Annotated in this window: 20 protein-coding genes; 11 read left to right on the forward strand and 9 right to left on the reverse strand. The window is 63.9% G+C overall.

The genetic code is table 11. From position 1 onward, the window contains the following. Positions 1-8: 8 nt before the first annotated feature. The 3 genes from KF719_RS10660 to KF719_RS10670 are packed head-to-tail and all read right to left on the reverse strand — an operon-like array spanning position 9 to position 1,985. Positions 9-605, reverse strand: coding sequence for a 2-hydroxychromene-2-carboxylate isomerase (locus KF719_RS10660; protein ID WP_293508696.1), 597 nt, complete (start codon positions 603-605; stop codon positions 9-11). A 15-nt stretch (positions 606-620) separates the two neighbouring features. Next, positions 621-1,223: a 2-hydroxychromene-2-carboxylate isomerase gene (locus KF719_RS10665; protein ID WP_293508697.1), complete on the reverse strand. Its 603-nt coding sequence runs from the start codon at positions 1,221-1,223 to the stop codon at positions 621-623. Positions 1,224-1,247: 24 nt separating this feature from the next. Then, the gene (locus KF719_RS10670) at positions 1,248-1,985 is read right to left on the reverse strand and encodes an SDR family oxidoreductase (protein WP_293508698.1); all 738 of its coding nucleotides are present in this window, start codon (positions 1,983-1,985) and stop codon (positions 1,248-1,250) included. A gap of 203 nt (positions 1,986-2,188) precedes the next feature. On the opposite strand from KF719_RS10670, the gene KF719_RS10675 reads away from it, so the two are divergent. Further along, a complete protein-coding gene (locus KF719_RS10675) occupies positions 2,189-2,689 on the forward strand; it encodes a helix-turn-helix domain-containing protein (RefSeq protein WP_293508699.1) in 501 nt (166 codons plus the stop codon). Here the strand turns inward: KF719_RS10675 and cysK are convergent. The 6 genes from cysK to ubiE form a co-directional block, all read right to left on the reverse strand. Next, positions 2,656-3,618, reverse strand: coding sequence for a cysteine synthase A (cysK, locus tag KF719_RS10680; RefSeq protein ID WP_293508700.1), 963 nt, complete (start codon positions 3,616-3,618; stop codon positions 2,656-2,658). The genes KF719_RS10675 and cysK overlap by 34 nt on opposite strands. Before the next feature lie 54 nt (positions 3,619-3,672). Further along, the gene (locus KF719_RS10685; protein ID WP_293508701.1) at positions 3,673-4,122 is read right to left on the reverse strand and encodes an Rrf2 family transcriptional regulator; all 450 of its coding nucleotides are present in this window, start codon (positions 4,120-4,122) and stop codon (positions 3,673-3,675) included. A gap of 16 nt (positions 4,123-4,138) precedes the next feature. Beyond that, complete coding sequence (gene dut / locus KF719_RS10690) at positions 4,139-4,612, reverse strand: dUTP diphosphatase (protein WP_293508702.1); 474 nt, start codon at positions 4,610-4,612, stop codon at positions 4,139-4,141. Continuing rightward, the gene (coaBC, locus tag KF719_RS10695) at positions 4,609-5,853 is read right to left on the reverse strand and encodes a bifunctional phosphopantothenoylcysteine decarboxylase/phosphopantothenate--cysteine ligase CoaBC (protein ID WP_293508703.1); all 1,245 of its coding nucleotides are present in this window, start codon (positions 5,851-5,853) and stop codon (positions 4,609-4,611) included. Before coaBC ends, dut begins: the two co-directional genes overlap by 4 nt. Positions 5,854-6,003: 150 nt before the next feature. Continuing rightward, complete coding sequence (ubiB, locus tag KF719_RS10700) at positions 6,004-7,611, reverse strand: 2-polyprenylphenol 6-hydroxylase (protein ID WP_293508704.1); 1,608 nt, start codon at positions 7,609-7,611, stop codon at positions 6,004-6,006. Between the two features lie 2 nt (positions 7,612-7,613). After that, positions 7,614-8,414 carry a bifunctional demethylmenaquinone methyltransferase/2-methoxy-6-polyprenyl-1,4-benzoquinol methylase UbiE gene (gene ubiE, locus KF719_RS10705; RefSeq protein ID WP_293508705.1) on the reverse strand — a complete coding sequence of 267 codons (801 nt, stop codon included), beginning with the start codon at positions 8,412-8,414 and terminating at the stop codon, positions 7,614-7,616. Positions 8,415-8,481: 67 nt separating this feature from the next. Here ubiE and mutM point away from each other — a divergent pair, with 67 nt between their 5' ends. The 10 genes from mutM to gyrB all read left to right on the forward strand — a co-directional run bounded on the left by mutM (position 8,482) and on the right by gyrB (position 19,491). Beyond that, positions 8,482-9,363, forward strand: coding sequence for a bifunctional DNA-formamidopyrimidine glycosylase/DNA-(apurinic or apyrimidinic site) lyase (mutM, locus tag KF719_RS10710; RefSeq protein WP_293508706.1), 882 nt, complete (start codon positions 8,482-8,484; stop codon positions 9,361-9,363). 8 nt (positions 9,364-9,371) lie between these two features. Further along, the gene (locus KF719_RS10715) at positions 9,372-9,773 is read left to right on the forward strand and encodes a hypothetical protein (RefSeq protein ID WP_293508707.1); all 402 of its coding nucleotides are present in this window, start codon (positions 9,372-9,374) and stop codon (positions 9,771-9,773) included. Positions 9,774-9,824: 51 nt separating this feature from the next. Then, positions 9,825-10,601 carry an enoyl-CoA hydratase gene (locus KF719_RS10720; protein ID WP_293508708.1) on the forward strand — a complete coding sequence of 259 codons (777 nt, stop codon included), beginning with the start codon at positions 9,825-9,827 and terminating at the stop codon, positions 10,599-10,601. Positions 10,602-10,783: 182 nt separating this feature from the next. Then, complete coding sequence (rpsT, locus tag KF719_RS10725; RefSeq protein ID WP_293508709.1) at positions 10,784-11,047, forward strand: 30S ribosomal protein S20; 264 nt, start codon at positions 10,784-10,786, stop codon at positions 11,045-11,047. A gap of 495 nt (positions 11,048-11,542) precedes the next feature. Beyond that, positions 11,543-12,010, forward strand: coding sequence for a rhodanese-like domain-containing protein (locus tag KF719_RS10730; protein ID WP_293508710.1), 468 nt, complete (start codon positions 11,543-11,545; stop codon positions 12,008-12,010). Positions 12,011-12,218: 208 nt separating this feature from the next. Then, the gene (gene dnaA / locus KF719_RS10735; RefSeq protein ID WP_293510636.1) at positions 12,219-13,649 is read left to right on the forward strand and encodes a chromosomal replication initiator protein DnaA; all 1,431 of its coding nucleotides are present in this window, start codon (positions 12,219-12,221) and stop codon (positions 13,647-13,649) included. Between the two features lie 419 nt (positions 13,650-14,068). Then, positions 14,069-15,187 (forward strand): DNA polymerase III subunit beta, encoded by a 1,119-nt coding sequence (gene dnaN, locus KF719_RS10740; RefSeq protein WP_293508711.1) that lies wholly within the window; start codon positions 14,069-14,071, stop codon positions 15,185-15,187. 21 nt (positions 15,188-15,208) lie between these two features. Beyond that, positions 15,209-16,381 (forward strand): DNA replication/repair protein RecF, encoded by a 1,173-nt coding sequence (gene recF, locus KF719_RS10745; protein ID WP_293508712.1) that lies wholly within the window; start codon positions 15,209-15,211, stop codon positions 16,379-16,381. 24 nt (positions 16,382-16,405) lie between these two features. After that, positions 16,406-16,999: an ATP-dependent Clp protease proteolytic subunit gene (locus tag KF719_RS10750; RefSeq protein ID WP_293508713.1), complete on the forward strand. Its 594-nt coding sequence runs from the start codon at positions 16,406-16,408 to the stop codon at positions 16,997-16,999. A gap of 47 nt (positions 17,000-17,046) precedes the next feature. Further along, positions 17,047-19,491, forward strand: coding sequence for a DNA topoisomerase (ATP-hydrolyzing) subunit B (gene gyrB, locus KF719_RS10755; RefSeq protein WP_293508714.1), 2,445 nt, complete (start codon positions 17,047-17,049; stop codon positions 19,489-19,491). Positions 19,492-19,555: the final 64 nt, after the last annotated feature.

Here is a 19,555-nt window from a genome sequence, read left to right on the forward strand (position 1 = left end):
AGCGGCCTTCAGGCCGCGGCCGCTTCACGCACGAAGTCGAGACGGTCATTACCGAAAAATATGTCGTCGCCGACAAAGAAGGTCGGCGTGCCGAAAACGCCGCGCGCCGCCGCTGCCTTCGTCTCCGCTTCCAGTCTTTCGCGGAATTCCGGTGTTTCCGCTTTCTCCCAGATGCCCTTGCCCGCGATCCCGGCATCGGCCAGCACGGCGTTGCGGCCCTCCGCCGACACGATGTCCCGGGGTGTCTTCCAGATCGCGTCGAAGATCGCGTCGTTATAGGCATCCGCGACGCCGAGATCCTGCGCCGCCATGGCGCCCTTCGTCAGAAGTGTCGAGTCGAGTTTGCCGCCGAGCAGCGCCGCCCAGAAATCCGCATTGGTCGTCATCGGAATGCCGAGCCGCTTCGCCCAGCGCGCCGCATCCATTCCCGCATAGCGACCCTTCGGCGGACATTGGGGCGAGGGTATGTTTCCGACGAGCTTCATCACGCCGAGAATATGCATCGGCCGGTAGGTGACGGGCGCCCCCAGCGTCTTCATCTGCTTGTGCGCGAGATAGGTGTAGGGGCTCGGATAGTCGTAATAGAACTCGACGGTTTTGGTCATGACGTATCCTTCCTGTCAGGCGGAAATTGCCTCTTCCACTTCGCGCAAACGGTCCTTGCCGAAATAAATTTCGCCATCGACAAAGAAGGTCGGAATGCCGAAGACGCCGCGCGCCACCGCGTCCTCGGTGTTGGCGATCAGCTTCGCTTTCACGTCCGCGTCCTGGATGCGCGCCAGAATATGCGCCCCGTCGATGCCGCCCGCGTCGAGCGCCGCCTTGATGACTTCCGGCTCGTCCATCTTCAGCGATTGTTCCCACATCGCGGCGGCGACCACCTCGAAATATATCGGCAGCACGCCGTCCATCTCGGCGGCAATCGCGCCGCGCATGATCTGCAGCGTGTTGACCGGGAAATGCGAATTGAATTTGAACTTCGTCAGCCCGTGCTTCTTGATGAAGCGCTGGATTTCGAGCGCCCCGTATTCAGGCTTGTTCTTGATCCCCGCTTCCGAAATCGCCGGCGACACATTGCCCGTCGCCTTGAAGATGCCGCCCAGCAGCACCGGCACATACGCGAATTTCGCGCCGGTACGGGCTTCGATCGCCGGCAGCGCCTTGCCGGCGAGATAGGCGTTGGGGCTGCCGAAATCGAAAAGATATTCAACCTTCTTGCTCATCCGCGCATTCCTTGTGTTTGCGATTCAGAATTTTTCGATCCATGGCCGCAGATCGAGCTCATGCGTCCAGGCGCTGCGCGGTTGGCAGTGGAGGTGCCAATAGGCATCGGCGATATGTTCGGGGTTCAGGATGCCGTCCTGTTCCTTCATCTTGTAACGCTCCGGAAAGTTGTCGCGGATGAACGCCGTGTCGATGGCGCCGTCGATGATCGGATGCGCGACATGGATGCCTTGCGGTCCGAGTTCCCGCGCCATGCTCTGCGCCAGCGCCCGCAGCGCGAACTTGGCCCCCGCGAAAGCCGCAAAGCCCGGTCCGCCACGCAGGCTCGCCGTCGCGCCGGTAAAGATGATCGTGCCGCGTCCGCGCGGGGTCATCACGCGCGCCGCCTCACGGCCCGTCAGAAAGCCGGCTAGCGCCGCCATCTCCCACACCTTGCGGTAGACGCGCTCGGTCATTTCGCGGATCGGAAAATTCACATTGGCGCCGATATTGAAAACCATGACCTCGACCGGTCCCGCCTCGCGCTCGATGGTCGCGAAAAGCTCCGTAACCTGATCTTCCTGCCGCGCGTCCGAGCCGAAGCCGCGCGCCCGTCCGCCTTCCGCCTCGATCTGGGTGGTGAGGGAGACGAGCTTTTCGGCCTCGCGCCGCGTCACGCAGGCGACATATCCCTCGCGCGCGAAGCGCCGGGCGACCGCGCCGCCGGTCGCGTCGCCCGCGCCGATGACCAAGGCAACTTTTGCGGCCTTATCTCTTCCCATAATCTTGTCCTTCCGCCTCGCGACGAACCTCCAGAGAGGCCCCGAAATCGCGTGTGACAGTGATTTGACAGTTCGGTGACAGAGGGGGGTTTTTCGCTGTCACAATCACTGTCACAATTGTCAGTTCCATTTCAGAATGGAGATACAAGAATGGGTTCCGAAATAGAACTTGTCAAGCTATACTGGCGCGAAAAGGAGCCTCGATGCGCTGGGAAGAACTCGACCGCGAACCCTGCTCGCTCGCCCGCACGCTCTCGGTCGTCGGCGACCGCTGGACGCTGCTGGTGCTGCGCGAGTGTTTCCTCCGTATACGGCGCTTCGAGGAATTCGAGCAGCGCCTCGGCATCGCGCGCCATGTGCTGGCCGACCGGCTGAAAAAACTGACCGAAGCCGGCGTGCTCGAGAAAATTCCCTATCAGGAGCGCCCGCGCCGCGAGGAATATCGTCTCACCGAAAAAGGTTTGGCGCTTTATCCGGCGCTGCTGGCGCTGCTCGACTGGGGCGACAAATACATGTCCGGCAAGGAAGGCCCGCCGCTGCTCCGCCGTCACAAGACATGCGGCCATGTTGCGCATGCCGTAACCGCTTGTTCCGAATGCGGCGAACCGCTCGACGCGCGCGCGATGTCGGCCGAGCCCGGCCCCGGCGCGCCGGCGGGTTTCGTTCTTCCTCAGAGACCGTCGAACAACGCCGTCGACAAATAGCGTTCGGCAAACGACGGGATGATCACGACGATCGTCTTTCCCTTCATCTCCGGCCGCGCGCCAACCTCAAGCGCCACCGCAATCGCCGCGCCCGACGAGATGCCGCAGGCAATCCCTTCCATCCGCGCCACCTTGCGCGCATGTTCGAACGCCGTCGCATTGCCGATGGTGACGATCTCGTCGATCAGCGACTTGTCGAGATTGCCCGGCGCGAACCCTGCGCCAATGCCTTGAATCATATGCGGTCCCGGCTGCCCGCCTGAAAGAACGGGGCTGTCTTCCGGTTCGACCGCAATCATTTTCAGGCCCGGCTTCTTCGCCTTCAGCACCTGTCCGACACCGGTGAAAGTGCCTGCCGTACCGATGCCGGAAATCACGGCGTCGACTTTTCCTTCGGTGTCGTTCCAGATTTCTTCCGCCGTCGTCACGCGATGAATTTCCGGATTGGCCGGATTGTCGAACTGCTGCGGCATCACCGAGTTCGGATACTGCGCCAGCAACTCCTCGGCGCGCGCGATGGCGCCCTTCATGCCCTTCTCGCGCGGCGTCAGTTCGAGTTGCGCGCCCAGGAGCGCCAGCATCTTGCGCCGTTCGATCGACATGCTTTCCGGCATGCAGAGAATGAGTTTGTAGCCGCGCGCCGCGCACACAAAGGCAAGCGCAATGCCGGTATTGCCGGAGGTCGGTTCGATGATGACGGTATTCTCGGCGATCTTGCCTTGCTTCTCCAGCGCATTGATCATCGACACGCCGATCCGGTCCTTGACGCTCGACAACGGATTGAAGAATTCGAGCTTCAACAGGATGTCGGCAACGACGCCGGCTTCCTTCGCCATGCGGTTGATGCGCACCAGCGGCGTGTCGCCGATGGTCTCTGTAATGCTGTCATAGACGCGTCCGCGTCCGGGCTTCTTGCTGCTGTCGCTCATGCTGGCCTCCCGGGCCTTCAGTAACGTTTCCGCGCGCCCCTTGAAGGGAGCGTATCAGATCGTGAAGTCGGCCGTCGGTTTCGAATTGCCGACGCCCGCTTCGTCCGCTTTCCGGCAGAGATCCTCCACCGTAATGCCGTCGAGCTTTTCCATCAGGTCGCGCTGCACTTCTTCCCACAAGGGCGCGATCACGCGCTCGCCAAGCTCGGAAGGACCGCTGCTTGTCGGTTCGTCGGACGCCTCCATCGCGCCTACGACGCGCACCACTTCACCGACCGCGATCCGCCGCCGCTCGCGCGCCAGCGTATAGCCGCCGCGGGGCCCGCGCACCCCTTTCAGAATGCCGGCATGCACGAGCTGTTGCATCACCTGTTCGAGATAGCGCTGCGGAATGCCCTGACGCTTGGTGATCTCTTTCGATTGCACGGGGTCGGGCCGCGCATTGATCGCGACATCGACAACGGCCTCGAGCGCCAGCCAGGTTTTCTTGGAAAGTCTCAGCATCGCCCAACCATCCCCGTCATCTTCCGCCGCCCGATGTTCCCGTCGATCCGAAGCCGCCTTGTCCGCGCGCGGTTTCATCGAGCGTCTCGACGACATGAAGCTGTGCCTGCGTCACCGGCGCCACCACCATCTGCGCGATCCGCGATCCGCGTTCGATGAGAAACGGCTCGGCGCCGTGATTGATCAGGATCACTTTCACCTCGCCGCGATAATCGCAATCGACCGTGCCCGGCGAATTGAGAACGGTGACGCCGTTCTTCGCGGCGAGCCCCGAGCGCGGCCGCACCTGCGCCTCGAAGCCCTGCGGCAAGGCGATTGCAAGTCCCGTCGGCACCAGTGCCCGCGCGCCGGGCGCAAGCGTCAGCGGCTGGTCTTCAGGAAGCGCCGCGATGAGGTCCATGCCGGCAGCGCCCGCCGTCTCGTAGCGCGGCAGCGGCAATCCCTCCGCATGCGCCAGCCGCTGCACACGCACGTCGATCAACGGATTCATTCGGCGGCCTTCGCGGTTGAGAAATGATCGGCGATGCGCCGCGCCAGCCGTTCGGCCACCGCCTGCTTCGGCAAGAGCGGCCAGTCCTCCTGGCCCTCGCGCGTGATGAGGTGAACCGTGTTGAGGTCGCCGCCCATCACGCCCGTTGCCGGCGATACGTCATTGGCGACGATCCAGTCGCAGCCCTTGCGCGCGCGCTTGGCGACGGCATGTTCGACGACTTTCTCGGTCTCGGCCGCAAAGCCGACAACGAGCCGCGGGCGGTTGGCGGTCAGATGCGACAGCGTCGCCAGAATGTCGGGGTTCTCGACCAGCATCAGCGCCGGCGCCTGTTCACCCGGCGCCTTTTTGAGTTTCTGTTCGGCGTCGCTCGCGACGCGCCAATCGGCAACGGCGGCCGCGCAGATCGCGATGTCGGCCGGCAGCGCCGCTTCGCAGGCGCTCAGCATTTCGCGCGCCGTCTCGACACGCGTCACGGTGACGCCGGGCGGAGAGGGCAGGTTGGTTGGCCCGGAAACGAGAACGGTCTCGGCGCCAAGCCGCGCCATGGCCTGCGCGATCGCATAGCCCTGCTTACCCGACGAACGGTTGGCGAGATAGCGCACCGGATCGATCGGCTCATGCGTCGGTCCGGATGTGATGAGCACACGCTTGCCCTTCAGCGGACCGCCGCCCGGAAAGGCAAGTTCGGAGAAATGCGCTTCGATGGCCGCGAGAATTTCGGCGGGCTCCGCCATGCGCCCCGGCCCGTATTCGCCGCAGGCCATGTCGCCGTCGTTCGGGCCGACGAATTCGACGCCGTCGGCCAGCAGCGTTTCGAAATTGCGCTGCGTCGCGGCATGCGTCCACATCCGCACATTCATCGCCGGCGCAATCAGCACCTTCTTGTCGGTGGCGAGCAACGCTGTGCTCGCAAGATCGCCCGCGATCCCGTTCGCCATCTTCGCCATCAGGTCGGCGGTCGCCGGCGCGACGACGAGAAGGTCCGCGTCGCGCGACAACTCGATATGCCCCATCTCCGCTTCGTCGGTCAGGTCGAAGAGATCGGCATAGACCTTTTCGCCCGTCAGGCTCGACACCGAAAGCGGCGTCACGAATTGATGCGCGGCTTGCGTCATGATCGCGCGCACCAATGCGCCGCGTTCCTTGAGCCGCCGGATCAGCTCCAGACATTTATAGGCCGCGATGCCGCCGCCGATAATCAGCAGCACGCGCCGTCCGCTCACTGTGCTCTCGGCCAAACCCTTCTCCTCGCGTCGCCGCCGCGGCAGGCGACCTCGCAAAAAGGTTCTGCCGCGTTCTGCGTGAAAACATAAGTATTCACGCCCAAGATTTGTAGATCAAAACCAACGACAGGGAAAGAAAGGAAATAAGGCCGGATTTTCCTTTATTTACATGAGGTTGGCGAGGAGCAGCGCCCCCAGCGCACCGATGGCCAGCCACAAAAGCGGCCGCGCATAGCCCGAGCGCCGCTCCTGCGCGCGGGCAATGGCGTCGGCCGACGAGGGGTGGATGCGCACGCCTTCTTCATCGACATTCTCGGCCAGGAGCCGCGCCGTGCGTTCGGCGCGGTCGAGCACATCCGGCAGATGGCTCATCATGCGGCCGAGCTGCAACGCGCCGGCGGCCGCTTCCTCGATGCGCGTCTCGGGCGCCATGCGCTCGATCATCCAGGCTTTCAGGACCGGCTCCGCGCTCTCCCAGATGTTGTGATCGGGATCGAAATGCCGCGCGACGCCCTCGACGACGACCATCGTCTTTTGCAGCAGGATCAGCTCGGGCCGCGTCTTCATGTCGAATTGTTCGGTCACCTGGAAAAGCTGCGCCAGCAACTTTCCCATCGACACTTCCCGTGCCGGCCGCCCGAAAATCGGCTCGCCGATCGAACGCAAGGCCTGTGCGAAAGCGTGAATGCTTTTCGAGTTCGGCACGTAGCCGGCTTCGAAATGAATTTCGGCAACACGGCGGTAATCGCGCGTGATGAAGCCATAGAGAATTTCGGCAAGGAAGCGCCGCTCGGTCGCGCCGATACGCCCCATGATGCCGAAATCGACCGCGACGAGCACGCCATCCGCGTCGACGAAGAGATTTCCCTGATGCATGTCGGCATGGAAAAAGCCGTCGCGCATCGCATGCGTAAGGAAGGACTGGATGACCTGCCGCCCGAGCCGCTTCAGATCGTGCCGGGCGGCAACAAGCGCGGCGCGGTCGGACGCGGCGATGCCGTCGATCCATTCCATCGTCATTACGCGCCGTGCGGTTCGCTCCCAGTCGATCTGCGGCACGCGAAAGCCTGCATCCTTCGCGGTGTTCTCGGCCATCTCCGACATCGCGGCCGCCTCGAGCCTGAGATCCATTTCGATCTTCACGCTGTCGGCAAGCGTCTGCACCACTTCGACGGGTCTGAGGCGGCGCGCCGGCGCATAGACCCGTTCGACGGTTTCGGCCGCCCAGAAAAAACTGTCGAGATCGGCGGCGAAACGCGTTTCGATGCCGGGCCGCAAAACTTTCACCGCGACATCGCGGCTTTGCCCGTCCTCTCCCTCCGGCAAGGTCCGCGCGCGATGCACCTGGGCGATCGATGCCGCGGCGATCGGTTCGCTGAAGGTGCTGAACAATTCCTCGACCGGCTTGCCGATACCTTCCTCGACAATGGCCCGCGCCTCTTCCATCGAAAAGGGCGGCAGCTTGTCTTGCAGCGACGTGAGGTCCCGCGCCAGTTCGACGCCGATAATGTCGGGCCGCGTCGCCAGAAACTGTCCAAGCTTGATATAGGAAGGCCCGAGCGCCGCCAGCGCGGTCGCGAGCCGTTCGCCCGCGCTGCCGGTTGGATCCTGCGGCGGCGCCTCCCATGGAAGACGAATCTTCGCAAGCGGCAGCAGCGCCAGCAGAGACGCCGGCATCTCGCCGCGCAGTTCCAGCGGCATCAGCGCATCGTGACGGCCGAGAATGCGCGCCGCGCGGATGAGCCGGCCAATGGAGCGGAGGGTGCGCAGCATCGTCAGAGACGCCAGCCCGAATGCAGCGCCGCCACGCCGCCGGTGAGATTGCGGTAGCTCACCTGGCCGAACCCGGCTTGTGCAATCATCCGCTTGAACGTCTCCTGATCGGGAAAGCGCCTGATGCTCTCGACAAGATACTGGTAGGGCGCGCCGTCGCCCGTTACCCATTCGCCCATGCGCGGGATCGCGGCGAAGGAATAGGCATTGTATATTTCCTCAAGCCCCGGCACGGCGACATGCGAAAATTCGAGACAGAGAAAACGCCCGCCCGGTTTCAGCACGCGCCGGGCATCGGCAAGCGCCCGTTCGATATGCGTCACGTTGCGAATACCGAAAGCGATCGTGTAGGCGTCGAACGAACGGTCGGGAAAGGGCAGGCGCTCGGCGTCGCCACAGGCAAACTCGACCCGGCCTTCATAGGCCTTCGCCTCGGCGCGGGACCGGCCGACGCCGAGCATGTGCTTGTTGATGTCGCAAATCGTCACTTGCGCGCCCGCGCCGGCGCAGTCGAGAAAACGGAAGGCGATGTCGCCGGTGCCGCCGGCAACATCGATCAAATGAAAGGGCCGTTGCGTTCGCGGCGGATTGAGCCAGTCGATCATCGCCTGTTTCCAGGCGCGATGAAGCCCGCCCGACATCAGGTCGTTCATCAGGTCGTAGCGTTCGGCGACCTGCTCGAAGACCTCGTGGACGAGCCTGGCCTTCTCGCCTTCGCGAACGGTCCGGAAGCCGAAATGGGTCTCGCCGTCCGGGCCTCCGGAAGCGCCCGTTTCGGCCTGCTTTTTTGCATCTGCGCTCATGCGCCGGACCATAGCGCGCCGCCGCCGGGGGCGCTACTTTGATCCCCCACCCGTGACGAAAGCCGCCATGCCCGAACTTCCTGAAGTCGAAACCGTCCGCCGCGGCCTCGCGCCCGCCCTTGAGGGCCGCCGCTTCGCGCATGTGACGCAGCGCCGGCCGGACCTCCGATTTCCGTTGCCGGAACGTTTCGCCGCGCGGTTGACGGGACGGCGCGTCGCCCGCCTCGAACGCCGCGCCAAATACATTCTGGTGCATCTCGATGCGACGCCGAAGGCGGCGGAAGAAGTGTTGATCATGCATCTCGGCATGTCGGGCCGGTTCACCATCCATGAACCCGACGGCGCGCGGGCGCCCGGCCGGTTTCATCACGGGATGCCCGGCGCCGAACGCCACGACCACATCGTCTTCGACATGGAGGGCGGCACCCGTATCGTCTATGCCGATCATCGCCGCTTTGGCTTCATGGACCTCGTGCCGGAGGCGGCGCTGATGGAGTGCGCGCATCTCGCCGGCATCGGGCCGGAGCCGCTCGGCAATGAATTTTCGGGCCCCGTCCTCGCCGAACGTCTGACCGGCCGCCGGGCGCCGATCAAGGCAGCGCTGCTCGATCAGCGCACCGTCGCGGGCCTCGGCAATATCTATGTCTGCGAGGCGCTGTTCCGCGCCGGCCTCTCGCCCCGGCGCACAGCGGCGACCGTGGCGACGCCCCTGCGTTCCGCGCGCCTTGCCGCCGCAATTCGCGATGTTCTGGAAGAGGCGATTGTGGCCGGCGGCTCGACCTTGCGCGACTATGCGCATACGGATGGCGAGCTTGGTTATTTCCAGCATTCCTTCGCGGTTTACGGGCGCGAGGCCGAAGCCTGTTCAAAGCCGCGCTGTGGCGGTACCGTGACCCGCATTGTGCAGTCGGGCCGGTCGACCTTCTTCTGTTCATCCTGCCAGAGGTGATGACGCTAATGACGAATGCCCCAAACTTCTGGCGGTCTGTCTTCGCCGCGCTGCTGCTGTGCATATTGCCGGCGGCGGCGTTCGCCGAGGGTGGCTATCTCGACGACGTCGACGACATGCCGCTGATGTCGGGCCTGAGCGAAACCGGCGACAGCGGCATTATCTTCGACAAGCCCGGCGGCCGCATTGTCCGCGCGGTTGCGCAGGGCGATGTCGCCCCCGGCAAGGTCGAAGCCTTCTATGTGAACGTCTTGCCGGAACTCGGCTGGAAACGTATTGAGGAACTGGAATTGATCGGCGGGTTGCTGCTCTTCCGCCGCGAGGGTGAGAGACTTGAAATCCAGATCGTGTCGTTGTCCGGCGACGCCGCAACGCGAACGGAAGTACGGTTCTCGATCGCACCTGAATAACGTCAAGCCCGCAACGTCCGCGCAACTCACATCCCGCAACAGGAGAGATTAATGGCCTACGAGAACATCCTGGTCGAAAAGAAAGGCGCGGTCGGCCTGATCACGCTCAACCGCCCGGATGCGTTGAACGCGCTCAACAAGGCATTGATGGACGAGTTGACGGCGGTGCTGGATGCCTGGGAGAGCGACGACGATATTCATTGCATCGTTCTCACCGGCTCGGCAAAGGCCTTCGCCGCCGGCGCCGACATCAAGGAAATGCAGCCGAAATCCTACATGGATGTCTACAAGGAAGATTTCATCACCGCCAATTGGGAGCGCGTGACGCGCTGCCGCAAACCGGTGATCGCGGCGGTCGCGGGCTATGCGCTGGGCGGCGGCTGCGAGCTGGCGATGATGTGCGACTTCATCATCGCGGCCGAAACGGCAAAGTTCGGCCAGCCCGAAATCAAGCTCGGCGTCATGCCGGGCGCGGGCGGCACCCAGCGTCTGACGCGCTTCGTCGGCAAGTCGAAGGCGATGGAGATGTCGCTGACCGGCCGCATGATGGACGCCGAAGAGGCCGAGCGCGCGGGGCTTGTCAGCCGCATCGTGCCGGCCGATCAACTGCTCGACGAGGCGCTGAAGACGGCAGCGACCGTCGCCGCCATGTCGCTGCCGATCGCCATGATGACCAAGGAAAGCGTCAACCGCGCCTATGAAACCACCCTTTCGGAAGGCGTACGTTTCGAGCGCCGGCTGTTCCATTCGATGTTCGCGACCGACGATCAGACCGAAGGCATGGCCGCCTTCGTCGAAAAGCGCCAGCCGCAGTTCCGCAACCGCTGAAAAAAGGCGGTTTTGTCGCATTTTTGAGCGCTTCCCGGCCTGTTGACGAACGATGGGTGGGCGCGTATAACCCCCGCTTTCATGGGGCCAGGCCGCATATTTATGTATTGGCGGGCTTTTCTTGAACGGCATTTCCGCGGGTCCGAAAATGGACCGGGCGAGACACGAAGGTCCGAAGATCGATGGCGAATACAACGTCCGCAAAAAAGGCAATCCGCAAGATCGCGGCGCGCACCGAAGTCAACAAGGATCGGCGCAGCCGCATGCGCACCTTCGTCCGCAAGGTCGAGGAAGCCTTGGCGAGCGGCGACAAGAAGGCAGCCGAGCTCGCGCTCCGCGCCGCGCAGCCCGAGATCATGCGCGCCGCGCAAAAGGGTGTGATCCACAAGAACACCGCCTCGCGCAAGGTGTCGCGTTTCGCGCAGCGCGTGAAAGCGCTTGCCTGACAGGCACTTCTCGCGCGCCACGTTGCGTGTAATCGCACGTCTGCCAAGTGTGAAAATCCGAAAGCCCGCGATCGAACGATCTGCGGGCTTTTTGTTGCACGCGTCGCGGTCTCATCGCGGGACGGGTGCGCCGCAAAACTTTTGATGCAGGAATAAAAAATTCGGGCCGCGTCGGCACTTGCGGACGCACCTGTGTGTTTGCGTTGCGATGGCCACAGGATGTTGCGTGCGCGCGGTGTCACACACGCGAACTTTTTTTGACAGAGGCGATTCTTCCGCTTGCCTCACCCCCGCGCAGCCGGTATGTTTAACAACCTCAGAGGGGCCCACCAATACTGTGTTTTTGTAGTAAATATTTAAACAATACAGTATTGATGTTTGCTCAATGGGGCAAAAAGCAAGTATCCAAACATAGCTTGATTGACGAGCCGGGGCGGTTCCGTTATTGCCCCCGTCCGGGTTGCTGTGTCTCGGACAACGGGCGGTGAAGCGGCCATGGCGAGCGGGGGCGTTGTGCCGGAAGTGATCGGGAAACAGCCGGATGACTATGCGGGCGACGTAACGCCGGAAGAGGCGTTCCGGGTGCTCGGTGCCGATCCGAATGCGACGCTTGTCGATGTCCGCACACGGGCCGAGTGGTCCTTTGTCGGGTTGCCTGACCTCTCCGGTATGGGCAAGGAGCCGATGTTGCTGGAATGGCAGGTCTTCCCCGCCATGGAGCGCAATCCGCGCTTCGCCGACGATCTGGCTTCGGCGCTGGGCCCGGACAAAAAGGACGTGCCGGTCTTTTTTCTGTGCCGGTCGGGCGCGCGGAGCCGGGCGGCGGCGATCGCGCTGACGGCGGCGGGTTTCGGGCGTTGTTTCAACATCGCCGGCGGGTTCGAGGGGGATCTCGACAGTGCCCGCCATCGCGGTGGGCGCAACGGCTGGAAGGCGACGGGTCTGCCCTGGGCTCAATCCTGAGCGGGACGGACTTGAAGGGGTGAGGGATCGGGACACGAGAATCCCGGCCGAGGGGAAAATCCGGTGCCGCGATATGGGCCGGCAAGAAAACGGGGCCAAGGTTTTGAACGAGGAAGACATGGGTGCATCTCCCGCGGAGAAAGGCGTTCCCCACCATCCGGTCGCGGCGGCCGGCGAGGAACGGACTTCGGTTCGGCGGGTCGCGGGTATGAGCCTCAACGATCAGTGGCGCCGTGTGCGCGCCCGGTTGCAGGCCGAACTCGGCGAGGCGACATTCAACAGCTGGTTCAAGCAGATCGATCTGATCGGCGTCGGCGACGGCCGCGTCATGCTGAGCGTGCCGACGCGCTTCATTCGCAACTGGATCGTCTCGCATTATGCCGACCGGCTGGCGAAGCTCTGGGCGGACGAGGACGAAGGCTTTGCCCGTGTCGACATTCTGGTTGCGGCGGGCGAGCCCAAACCGGAAAGCATTGCAGAAAGCATCGAAGAGCCGTCGCGCGACAAGCGCCCCGTCTCCGCGCCGGCACAGGCCGATGGTGCGGTCGTCGCGAGTGCCATTCCGTCGGGTCTCGAGGATGCCGGTGTCGGCGCGCCGCTCGATCCGCGCTTCACATTCGACGCATTCGTCGTCGGCAAGTCGAACGAGCTTGCGCATGCGGCCGCCCGCCGCGTCGCCGAAGCGACGGATGTCAGCTTCAACCCGCTCTTTCTCTATGGCGGCGTCGGTCTCGGCAAGACGCATCTGATGCACGCCATTGCCTGGGAAATCCGCACCCGCCAGCCCGAGCGCAAGGTGCTTTATCTCTCCGCCGAAAAATTCATGTACCAGTTCGTCCGCGCGCTGCGCTTCAAGGACACGATGGCCTTCAAGCAGCAGTTCCGTTCGGTCGACGTGCTGATGATCGACGACGTGCAATTCATATCCGGCAAGGATTCGACGCAGGAAGAATTCTTCCACACCTTCAACGCGTTGATCGACCACAACCGGCAGGTCATCATCTCGGCCGACCGCTCGCCCTCCGATCTCGAAGGCATCGAAGAGCGCATTCGCTCCCGCCTCGGCTGGGGGCTTGCCGCCGACATCCACCCGACCGACTACGAGCTGCGTCTCGGCATCCTTCAGGCCAAGGCCGACGATATGATGCAGAAGAACGGCCCGGTGACCATTCCGCCGGGCGTTCTGGAATTTCTCGCCCACCGCATCGTTTCCAATGTGCGCGAGCTTGAAGGCGCGTTGAAGCGCGTCGTCGCCTATGCCTCCTTTGTCGGCCGCCCGATCACGCTCGACATGTCGCAGGAAGTGCTGCGCGACCTGTTGCGTTCCAACGACCGCAAGATCACGATCGAGGAAATCCAGCGCCGCGTCGCCGAATATTACAACGTCCGCCTCGCCGACATGCTTTCGGCGCGCCGCGCCCGGGCGGTTGCCCGTCCGCGCCAGGTAGCGATGTATCTCGCCAAGCAGCTGACCTCGCGCTCCCTGCCCGAGATCGGCCGCAAATTCGGCGGTCGCGACCACACGACGGTCATCCATGCGGTCCGCAAGATCGACGAGCTTTGCCACCTCGATTCGGGCATTGAAGAGGACGTCGATCTCCTGCGCCGGATGCTCGAGGGCGGACACGCCCCCAACTGACGGACCCTGCCGCAAGGCTCCCGAAAACCCTTTGAGAATCAGAGTGTTGCAGGGCCGTATGCGGGTCCTGAAATCCGTCGAAAAACGTGCATCGCGCGAACGTTCTGATATACTCGTGACGCGAATTCCCGCGGAATTCCGGCTGCCGCCGGAATGCGCCCGGCGCGGCCTCCGGCTCTCTCGATCCGGGTTGTCCGAACCGGCCGCGTCCGACCCCCTGTTCGCGAGAGGTCCTTGAGGAAACGGCGTGTCTGCAGAGGCGCGAGCGGCGTCCCCGGACACTCCGGAAAATCTCCGGCGGAGAGGGGCAAGACCCGCGAAATGTCGCGTGAGGCACGGATTGCCGGGCTCTGGGCCACGATCCGCGATGCTGAACAGGCCACACAAGCGTACCCAACCGGGGGGACCGAAGAGAGACCATGAAGATCACGATCGAACGGGGCGCGCTGCTCAAGTCTCTCAACCATGTGCAGTCGGTCGTCGAACGCCGCAACACAATTCCCATTCTCTCCAATGTGCTGATCAAGGCCGCCGACGGCCAGTTGAGCCTGACAGCGACCGATCTCGACATCGAGATCGTGGAGGCGATCGATGCCGATGTCGCGCAAGCCGGCGCGACCACGGCGTCCGCCCACACGCTCTACGACATTGTGCGCAAGCTGCCGGAAGGCGCGCAGGTCGAGCTCTCGACCGGCGCCGACGAGGGGCGCCTGCAACTGACGGCCGGCCGCTCGCGCTTTGCGCTGCAGTCGCTGCCGCAGGAAGACTTCCCGGCGATGGCCGCGGGCTCCCTGCCGCATCGCTTCGAGATTCCGGCCGACGCCATGCGCCGCCTGATCGACAAGACGCGTTTTGCGATCTCCACCGAGGAAACGCGCTACTACCTGAACGGCATCTATGTGCACGCGGTCGAGAGCGGCAAACAGAAAGCCCTGCGTGCGGTCGCAACGGACGGCCACAGGCTTGCCCAAGTCGATTACGACCTGCCCGACGGCGCCTCCGGCATGCCGGGCGTCATCGTCCCCCGCAAGACGGTGCTCGAATTGCAGAAGCTGCTGGAAGGCGACACGGGCTCACTGTCGGTCGGCGTATCGGAAACCAAAATCCGCTTCGAGTTCAGCGGCATCGTCCTGACCTCAAAGCTGATCGACGGCACCTTCCCGGATTACGGGCGCGTCATCCCGGCGGGCAACGACAAGATGATGCAGGTGGACGGCAAGCGGTTTGCGGAAGCCGTCGATCGCGTCTCGACGATCTCGACCGAAAAGTCCCGCGCCGTGAAACTCAATCTCGACGAGGGCAAGCTGACGCTCTCTGTCACCAATCCGGATTCGGGCAGCGCGACCGAGGAACTTTCGGTTGCCTATTCGAGCACGCCGCTGGAGATCGGCTTCAACGCGCGCTACCTGCTCGACATCACCGGCCAGATCGACGGCGCGGAGGCGACGTTCGCCTTTGCCGATTCCGGCTCGCCGACGCTTGTGCGCGACAGCGAGGACGGCATGGCGATCTATGTTTTGATGCCGATGCGCGTCTAGGCCGAAAACAGAGGATCGGGAGTGCATCCTACGGGTGAGTTGATCGCTGTCGAAAGGCCGGCGGCCCATGCACGCATCGGCCTGAGCCGTCTTGTGGTCACGGACTTCCGTTCCTATGCGCGCGCCGAACTGGCACTGGACGGACGGCCCGCCGTGCTGACGGGCGAAAACGGCGCCGGAAAGACAAACCTGCTCGAAGCGATTTCGCTGCTCTCGCCGGGCCGCGGACTTCGCGGCGTTCCCTATGCCGAAATCGCGCGCGACGAAGGCGCGGGTGGCTGGGCCGTCGCCGCGACGCTCGAAACCGCACAAGGCCCCTTGCGCATCGGCACCGGCATCGAACCGGGCGCGGAGCCCGCCGCGCGCAGCCGCACGGTTCGGATCGACGGCGAAGTCGCGGGCCCCTCGGCGCTCGCCGCGCATATCCGCACCGTCTGGCTGACGCCCGCCATGGATCGGCTCTTTCTCGATGGCGCGAGCGACCGCCGCCATTTTTTCGACCGCCTCGTCATGGGCTTCGATCCGGCGCATGGTGCGCGCGTCAACGCCTATGACCGGGCGCTGCGCGAGCGCAACCGCCTGCTCGCCGACGGCGTTTTCGACGACGCCTGGCTGTCGGGTCTCGAAACCCAGATGGCCGAGCATGGCGTAGCGATTGCCGCTGCGCGCGTCGAAACGCTGGCCAGGTTGCGCGGCGCGCTCGATGCGGCTGAGACGCATGCCTTTCCGCGCGCCGAGGTGGCGCTCGACGGAACGCTCGAAGCCGCGCTCGAAAGTGACGCGGCGGTCGACATCGAAGATGCTTTCCGCCGCGAGCTTGCCGCCATGCGCGGCCGCGACGCCGCCGCCGGGCGCGCGCTCACCGGCCCGCATCGCACCGACCTTGCGGTCCGGCACGTGGCGCGCGATCGCGAGGCGCGAAGCTGTTCGACAGGCGAGCAGAAGGCGCTGCTGATCGGCATCGTGCTGGCCAATGCGCGCCTGCTGGCGGCGCGCGGCACGCCGCCGCTGCTGTTGCTCGACGAAATCGCGGCACATCTCGACGAAAAGCGCCGCGCCGCGCTGTTCGACGAGATCGTCGCTTTGGGCCTGCAGGCCTTTCTGACGGGCGCCGACCCGTCGCTTTTTGAAACTCTCGGCGCGCGGGCACAGAATTTCCGTGTCGCGCGCGGCGCCATCGAAAATGCCGGCTAGGTCCGGCGCAAAGGAATGACCAGGATGAGAAACGACAACGAGACCCCCGATATCGACGCACTGAAGGGCCAGTTCACGCCGCTGGTCGAGCATGGCCTCTTCAAGTCGCGCACCATACTCGTCACCGGCGAGATCAACGATCGTCAGGCCCGCACCGTTTCCGAGCGGCTGCTGGCGATGGCCGGCGAGAGCGACGATCCGATCACGCTGATCGTTTCCTCGCCCGGCGGCCATGTCGAATCCGGCGACATGATCCACGACATGATCAAATACATCAAACCGCGCGTCCGCACATTGGGCACCGGCTGGGTCGCAAGCGCCGGCGCGCTGATCTATGTGGCGGCCGACCGCGAGGACCGCTATTGCCTGCCGAACACGCGCTTCCTGCTGCACGAACCGCGCGGCGGCATCGGCGGCTCGGCGACCGAAATTGACATTCAGGCGCGCGAGGTTCTGAAGATGCGCGAACGCCTGAACCTGATCTTCGCCGAAGCGACAGGCCAGCCGCTCGAAAAGATCGTCAAGGACACCAATCGCGATCATTGGATGAACGCCGAGGAAGCAAAGGCCTACGGCGTCGTCGGCAAGATCGTCCGCACTGCGGCCGAAATCGCCTGAAGGCTTGCCCGCCCGGGGCCGGCGAGAGAATACGAAGGAAGAAACAGATGTCCACGCCCGTCGAAAATACGCCCGAGGAATATGGTGCGGAATCGATCAAGGTCCTGAAAGGCCTCGATGCGGTCCGCAAGCGTCCGGGCATGTATATCGGTGACACCGACGACGGCTCGGGCCTCCATCACATGGTCTACGAGGTCGTCGACAACTCGATCGACGAGGCGCTGGCCGGCTATTGCGACGCGGTCAATGTGCGTCTCAATGCCGATGGCTCCTGCACCGTCTGGGACAATGGCCGCGGCATTCCGGTCGAAATCCACAAGGGCGAAGGCGTGTCGGCGGCCGAAGTCATCATGACCCAGCTTCATGCCGGCGGTAAGTTCGACCAGAACTCCTACAAGGTCTCGGGCGGCCTGCACGGCGTCGGCGTGTCGGTGGTCAACGCGCTTTCCGACTGGCTCGAATTGCGCATCTGGCGCGCCGGCAAGGAACATCTGATCCGCTTCCAGCACGGCGTCCCCGATGCGCCGCTGGCGATCGTCGGTGATGCGCCGAAAGACGCCGCCGGCAAGCCCCTCAGCGGCACCGAGATCACGTTTCATCCCTCGTCCGGCACCTTCACCCAGACCGAATTCGACTTCGGCACGCTCGAGCATCGCCTGCGCGAACTGGCGTTCCTCAATTCGGGTGTCCGCATCAATCTCACCGACAATCGCGGCGTTGAGCCGAAAGTGGTGGACCTGATGTATGAGGGCGGACTCGAAGCCTTTGTCCGCTTCCTCGATCGCACCAAGGCGCCGTTGATCCAGACGCCGATCGCCATTTCCGCCGAGCGCGACGGCATCACGGTCGAAGTCGCGATGTGGTGGAACGACAGCTATCACGAGAACGTCCTCTGCTTCACCAACAACATCCCGCAGCGCGACGGCGGCACGCATCTGGCAGGTTATCGCGGCGCGCTGACCCGCGTCATCAACGCTTATGCGAACGAAAGCGGCATCGCGAAGAAGGAAAAGGTCACGCTGACCGGCGACGACGCGCGCGAGGGCCTGACCTGTGTGCTGTCGGTCAAGGTGCCCGATCCGAAATTTTCCTCGCAGACGAAAGACAAGCTCGTCTCTTCCGAAGTGCGCCCCGTCGTCGAAGGCCTCGTCAACGACGCGCTGTCGACCTGGCTTGAGGAGCACCCGGCGGAAGCACGCCAGATCGTCTCCAAGGTCGTCGAGGCCGCTGCCGCCCGCGAGGCCGCGCGCAAGGCCCGCGAGCTGACGCGGCGCAAGGGCGCGCTCGATGTGTCGAGCCTGCCCGGCAAGCTCGCCGATTGTCAGGAGCGCGACCCGGCGAAATCCGAACTCTTCATTGTCGAGGGCGATTCGGCCGGCGGCTCGGCCAAGCAGGCGCGCGACCGATCCAATCAGGCCGTCCTGCCGCTTCGGGGCAAGATCCTCAATGTCGAGCGTGCGCGTTTCGACAAGATGCTCTCCTCAAACGAAATCGGCACGCTCATCACCGCGCTCGGCACAGGGATCGGCCGCGACGATTTCAACATCGAGAAGCTGCGCTACCACAAGATCATCATCATGACCGACGCCGACGTCGACGGCGCGCATATCCGCACGCTGCTTCTGACGTTCTTCTACCGGCAGATGCCGGAAGTCATCGAGCGCGGCCATCTCTACATCGCCCAACCGCCGCTCTACAAGGTGCGCCGCGGAACGTCGGAGACCTATCTGAAAAACGAAAAGGCGCTCAACGATTTCCTGGCGGCGACCGGCATCGAGGACATGGTGCTGACGCTCGCAGACGGGTCGCAGCGCGCCGGGCCCGACCTCTCCGACATCGTGTCGAAGGCGCGTGCCGTCAGGACTGTGCTCGACGGATTGCCGGGCAAGTATCCCCGCTTCGTCATCGAACAGGCCGCGATCGCCGGTGCGCTAAACCCGAAAGCGCTGGCCGAGGAGACGCATGCCAAGGAAGCCGCCGCATACATTGCTCGCCGTCTCGATCTGCTGTCGGAAGAAACCGAACGCGGCTGGACCGGCGAGACGACGTCGGATGGCGGATTGCGTTTCGCCCGCGAAGTCCGCGGCGTGCGCGAGGAGGTGTCGATCGACGGCCCGCTGATCGCCAGCGCCGACGCGCGGCGCCTCGATGGATATACCGGCCATCTGCAGGAAGTATATGGAAAGGCGGCAACGCTGCGCCGCAAGGACGAAACCCATCTCATCCGCTCGCCCTCGCAGCTCTTCGACGCCATTCTGGCCGCCGGTTCCAAGGGCAATTCGGTTCAGCGCTACAAGGGTCTCGGTGAGATGAACCCCGACCAGCTCTGGGAAACCACGCTCGACCGGGAGGCGCGCTCGCTGCTGCAGGTCAAGATCCGCGAACTCGACGAGGCGGACGATCTCTTCGTCAAGCTGATGGGCGACGTGGTCGAACCGCGCCGCGACTTCATCCGCGAAAACGCCCTGAATGTTGCCAATCTCGACATTTGAGGCCGTTCCGCCCGGCGCCAAAGCGTTAACAGCGCGTTAACTATCGGTGTCTAGCTTCGGGACG

The organism is Parvibaculum sp. (assembly GCF_019635935.1).
Taxonomy (GTDB): domain Bacteria; phylum Pseudomonadota; class Alphaproteobacteria; order Parvibaculales; family Parvibaculaceae; genus Parvibaculum.

Coding starts and splice junctions, on each gene's coding strand:
- KF719_RS10660 (WP_293508696.1), bottom strand. CDS start 605: ATGACCAAAACCGTCGAGTTCTATTACGACTATCCGAGCCCCTACACC.
- KF719_RS10665 (WP_293508697.1), bottom strand. CDS start 1,223: ATGAGCAAGAAGGTTGAATATCTTTTCGATTTCGGCAGCCCCAACGCC.
- KF719_RS10670 (WP_293508698.1), bottom strand. CDS start 1,985: ATGGGAAGAGATAAGGCCGCAAAAGTTGCCTTGGTCATCGGCGCGGGC.
- KF719_RS10675 (WP_293508699.1), top strand. CDS start 2,189: ATGCGCTGGGAAGAACTCGACCGCGAACCCTGCTCGCTCGCCCGCACG.
- cysK (WP_293508700.1), bottom strand. CDS start 3,618: ATGAGCGACAGCAGCAAGAAGCCCGGACGCGGACGCGTCTATGACAGC.
- KF719_RS10685 (WP_293508701.1), bottom strand. CDS start 4,122: ATGCTGAGACTTTCCAAGAAAACCTGGCTGGCGCTCGAGGCCGTTGTC.
- dut (WP_293508702.1), bottom strand. CDS start 4,612: ATGAATCCGTTGATCGACGTGCGTGTGCAGCGGCTGGCGCATGCGGAG.
- ubiB (WP_293508704.1), bottom strand. CDS start 7,611: ATGCTGCGCACCCTCCGCTCCATTGGCCGGCTCATCCGCGCGGCGCGC.
- ubiE (WP_293508705.1), bottom strand. CDS start 8,414: ATGAGCGCAGATGCAAAAAAGCAGGCCGAAACGGGCGCTTCCGGAGGC.
- mutM (WP_293508706.1), top strand. CDS start 8,482: ATGCCCGAACTTCCTGAAGTCGAAACCGTCCGCCGCGGCCTCGCGCCC.
- KF719_RS10715 (WP_293508707.1), top strand. CDS start 9,372: ATGACGAATGCCCCAAACTTCTGGCGGTCTGTCTTCGCCGCGCTGCTG.
- KF719_RS10720 (WP_293508708.1), top strand. CDS start 9,825: ATGGCCTACGAGAACATCCTGGTCGAAAAGAAAGGCGCGGTCGGCCTG.
- rpsT (WP_293508709.1), top strand. CDS start 10,784: ATGGCGAATACAACGTCCGCAAAAAAGGCAATCCGCAAGATCGCGGCG.
- KF719_RS10730 (WP_293508710.1), top strand. CDS start 11,543: ATGGCGAGCGGGGGCGTTGTGCCGGAAGTGATCGGGAAACAGCCGGAT.
- dnaA (WP_293510636.1), top strand. CDS start 12,219: ATGAGCCTCAACGATCAGTGGCGCCGTGTGCGCGCCCGGTTGCAGGCC.
- dnaN (WP_293508711.1), top strand. CDS start 14,069: ATGAAGATCACGATCGAACGGGGCGCGCTGCTCAAGTCTCTCAACCAT.
- KF719_RS10750 (WP_293508713.1), top strand. CDS start 16,406: ATGAGAAACGACAACGAGACCCCCGATATCGACGCACTGAAGGGCCAG.
- gyrB (WP_293508714.1), top strand. CDS start 17,047: ATGTCCACGCCCGTCGAAAATACGCCCGAGGAATATGGTGCGGAATCG.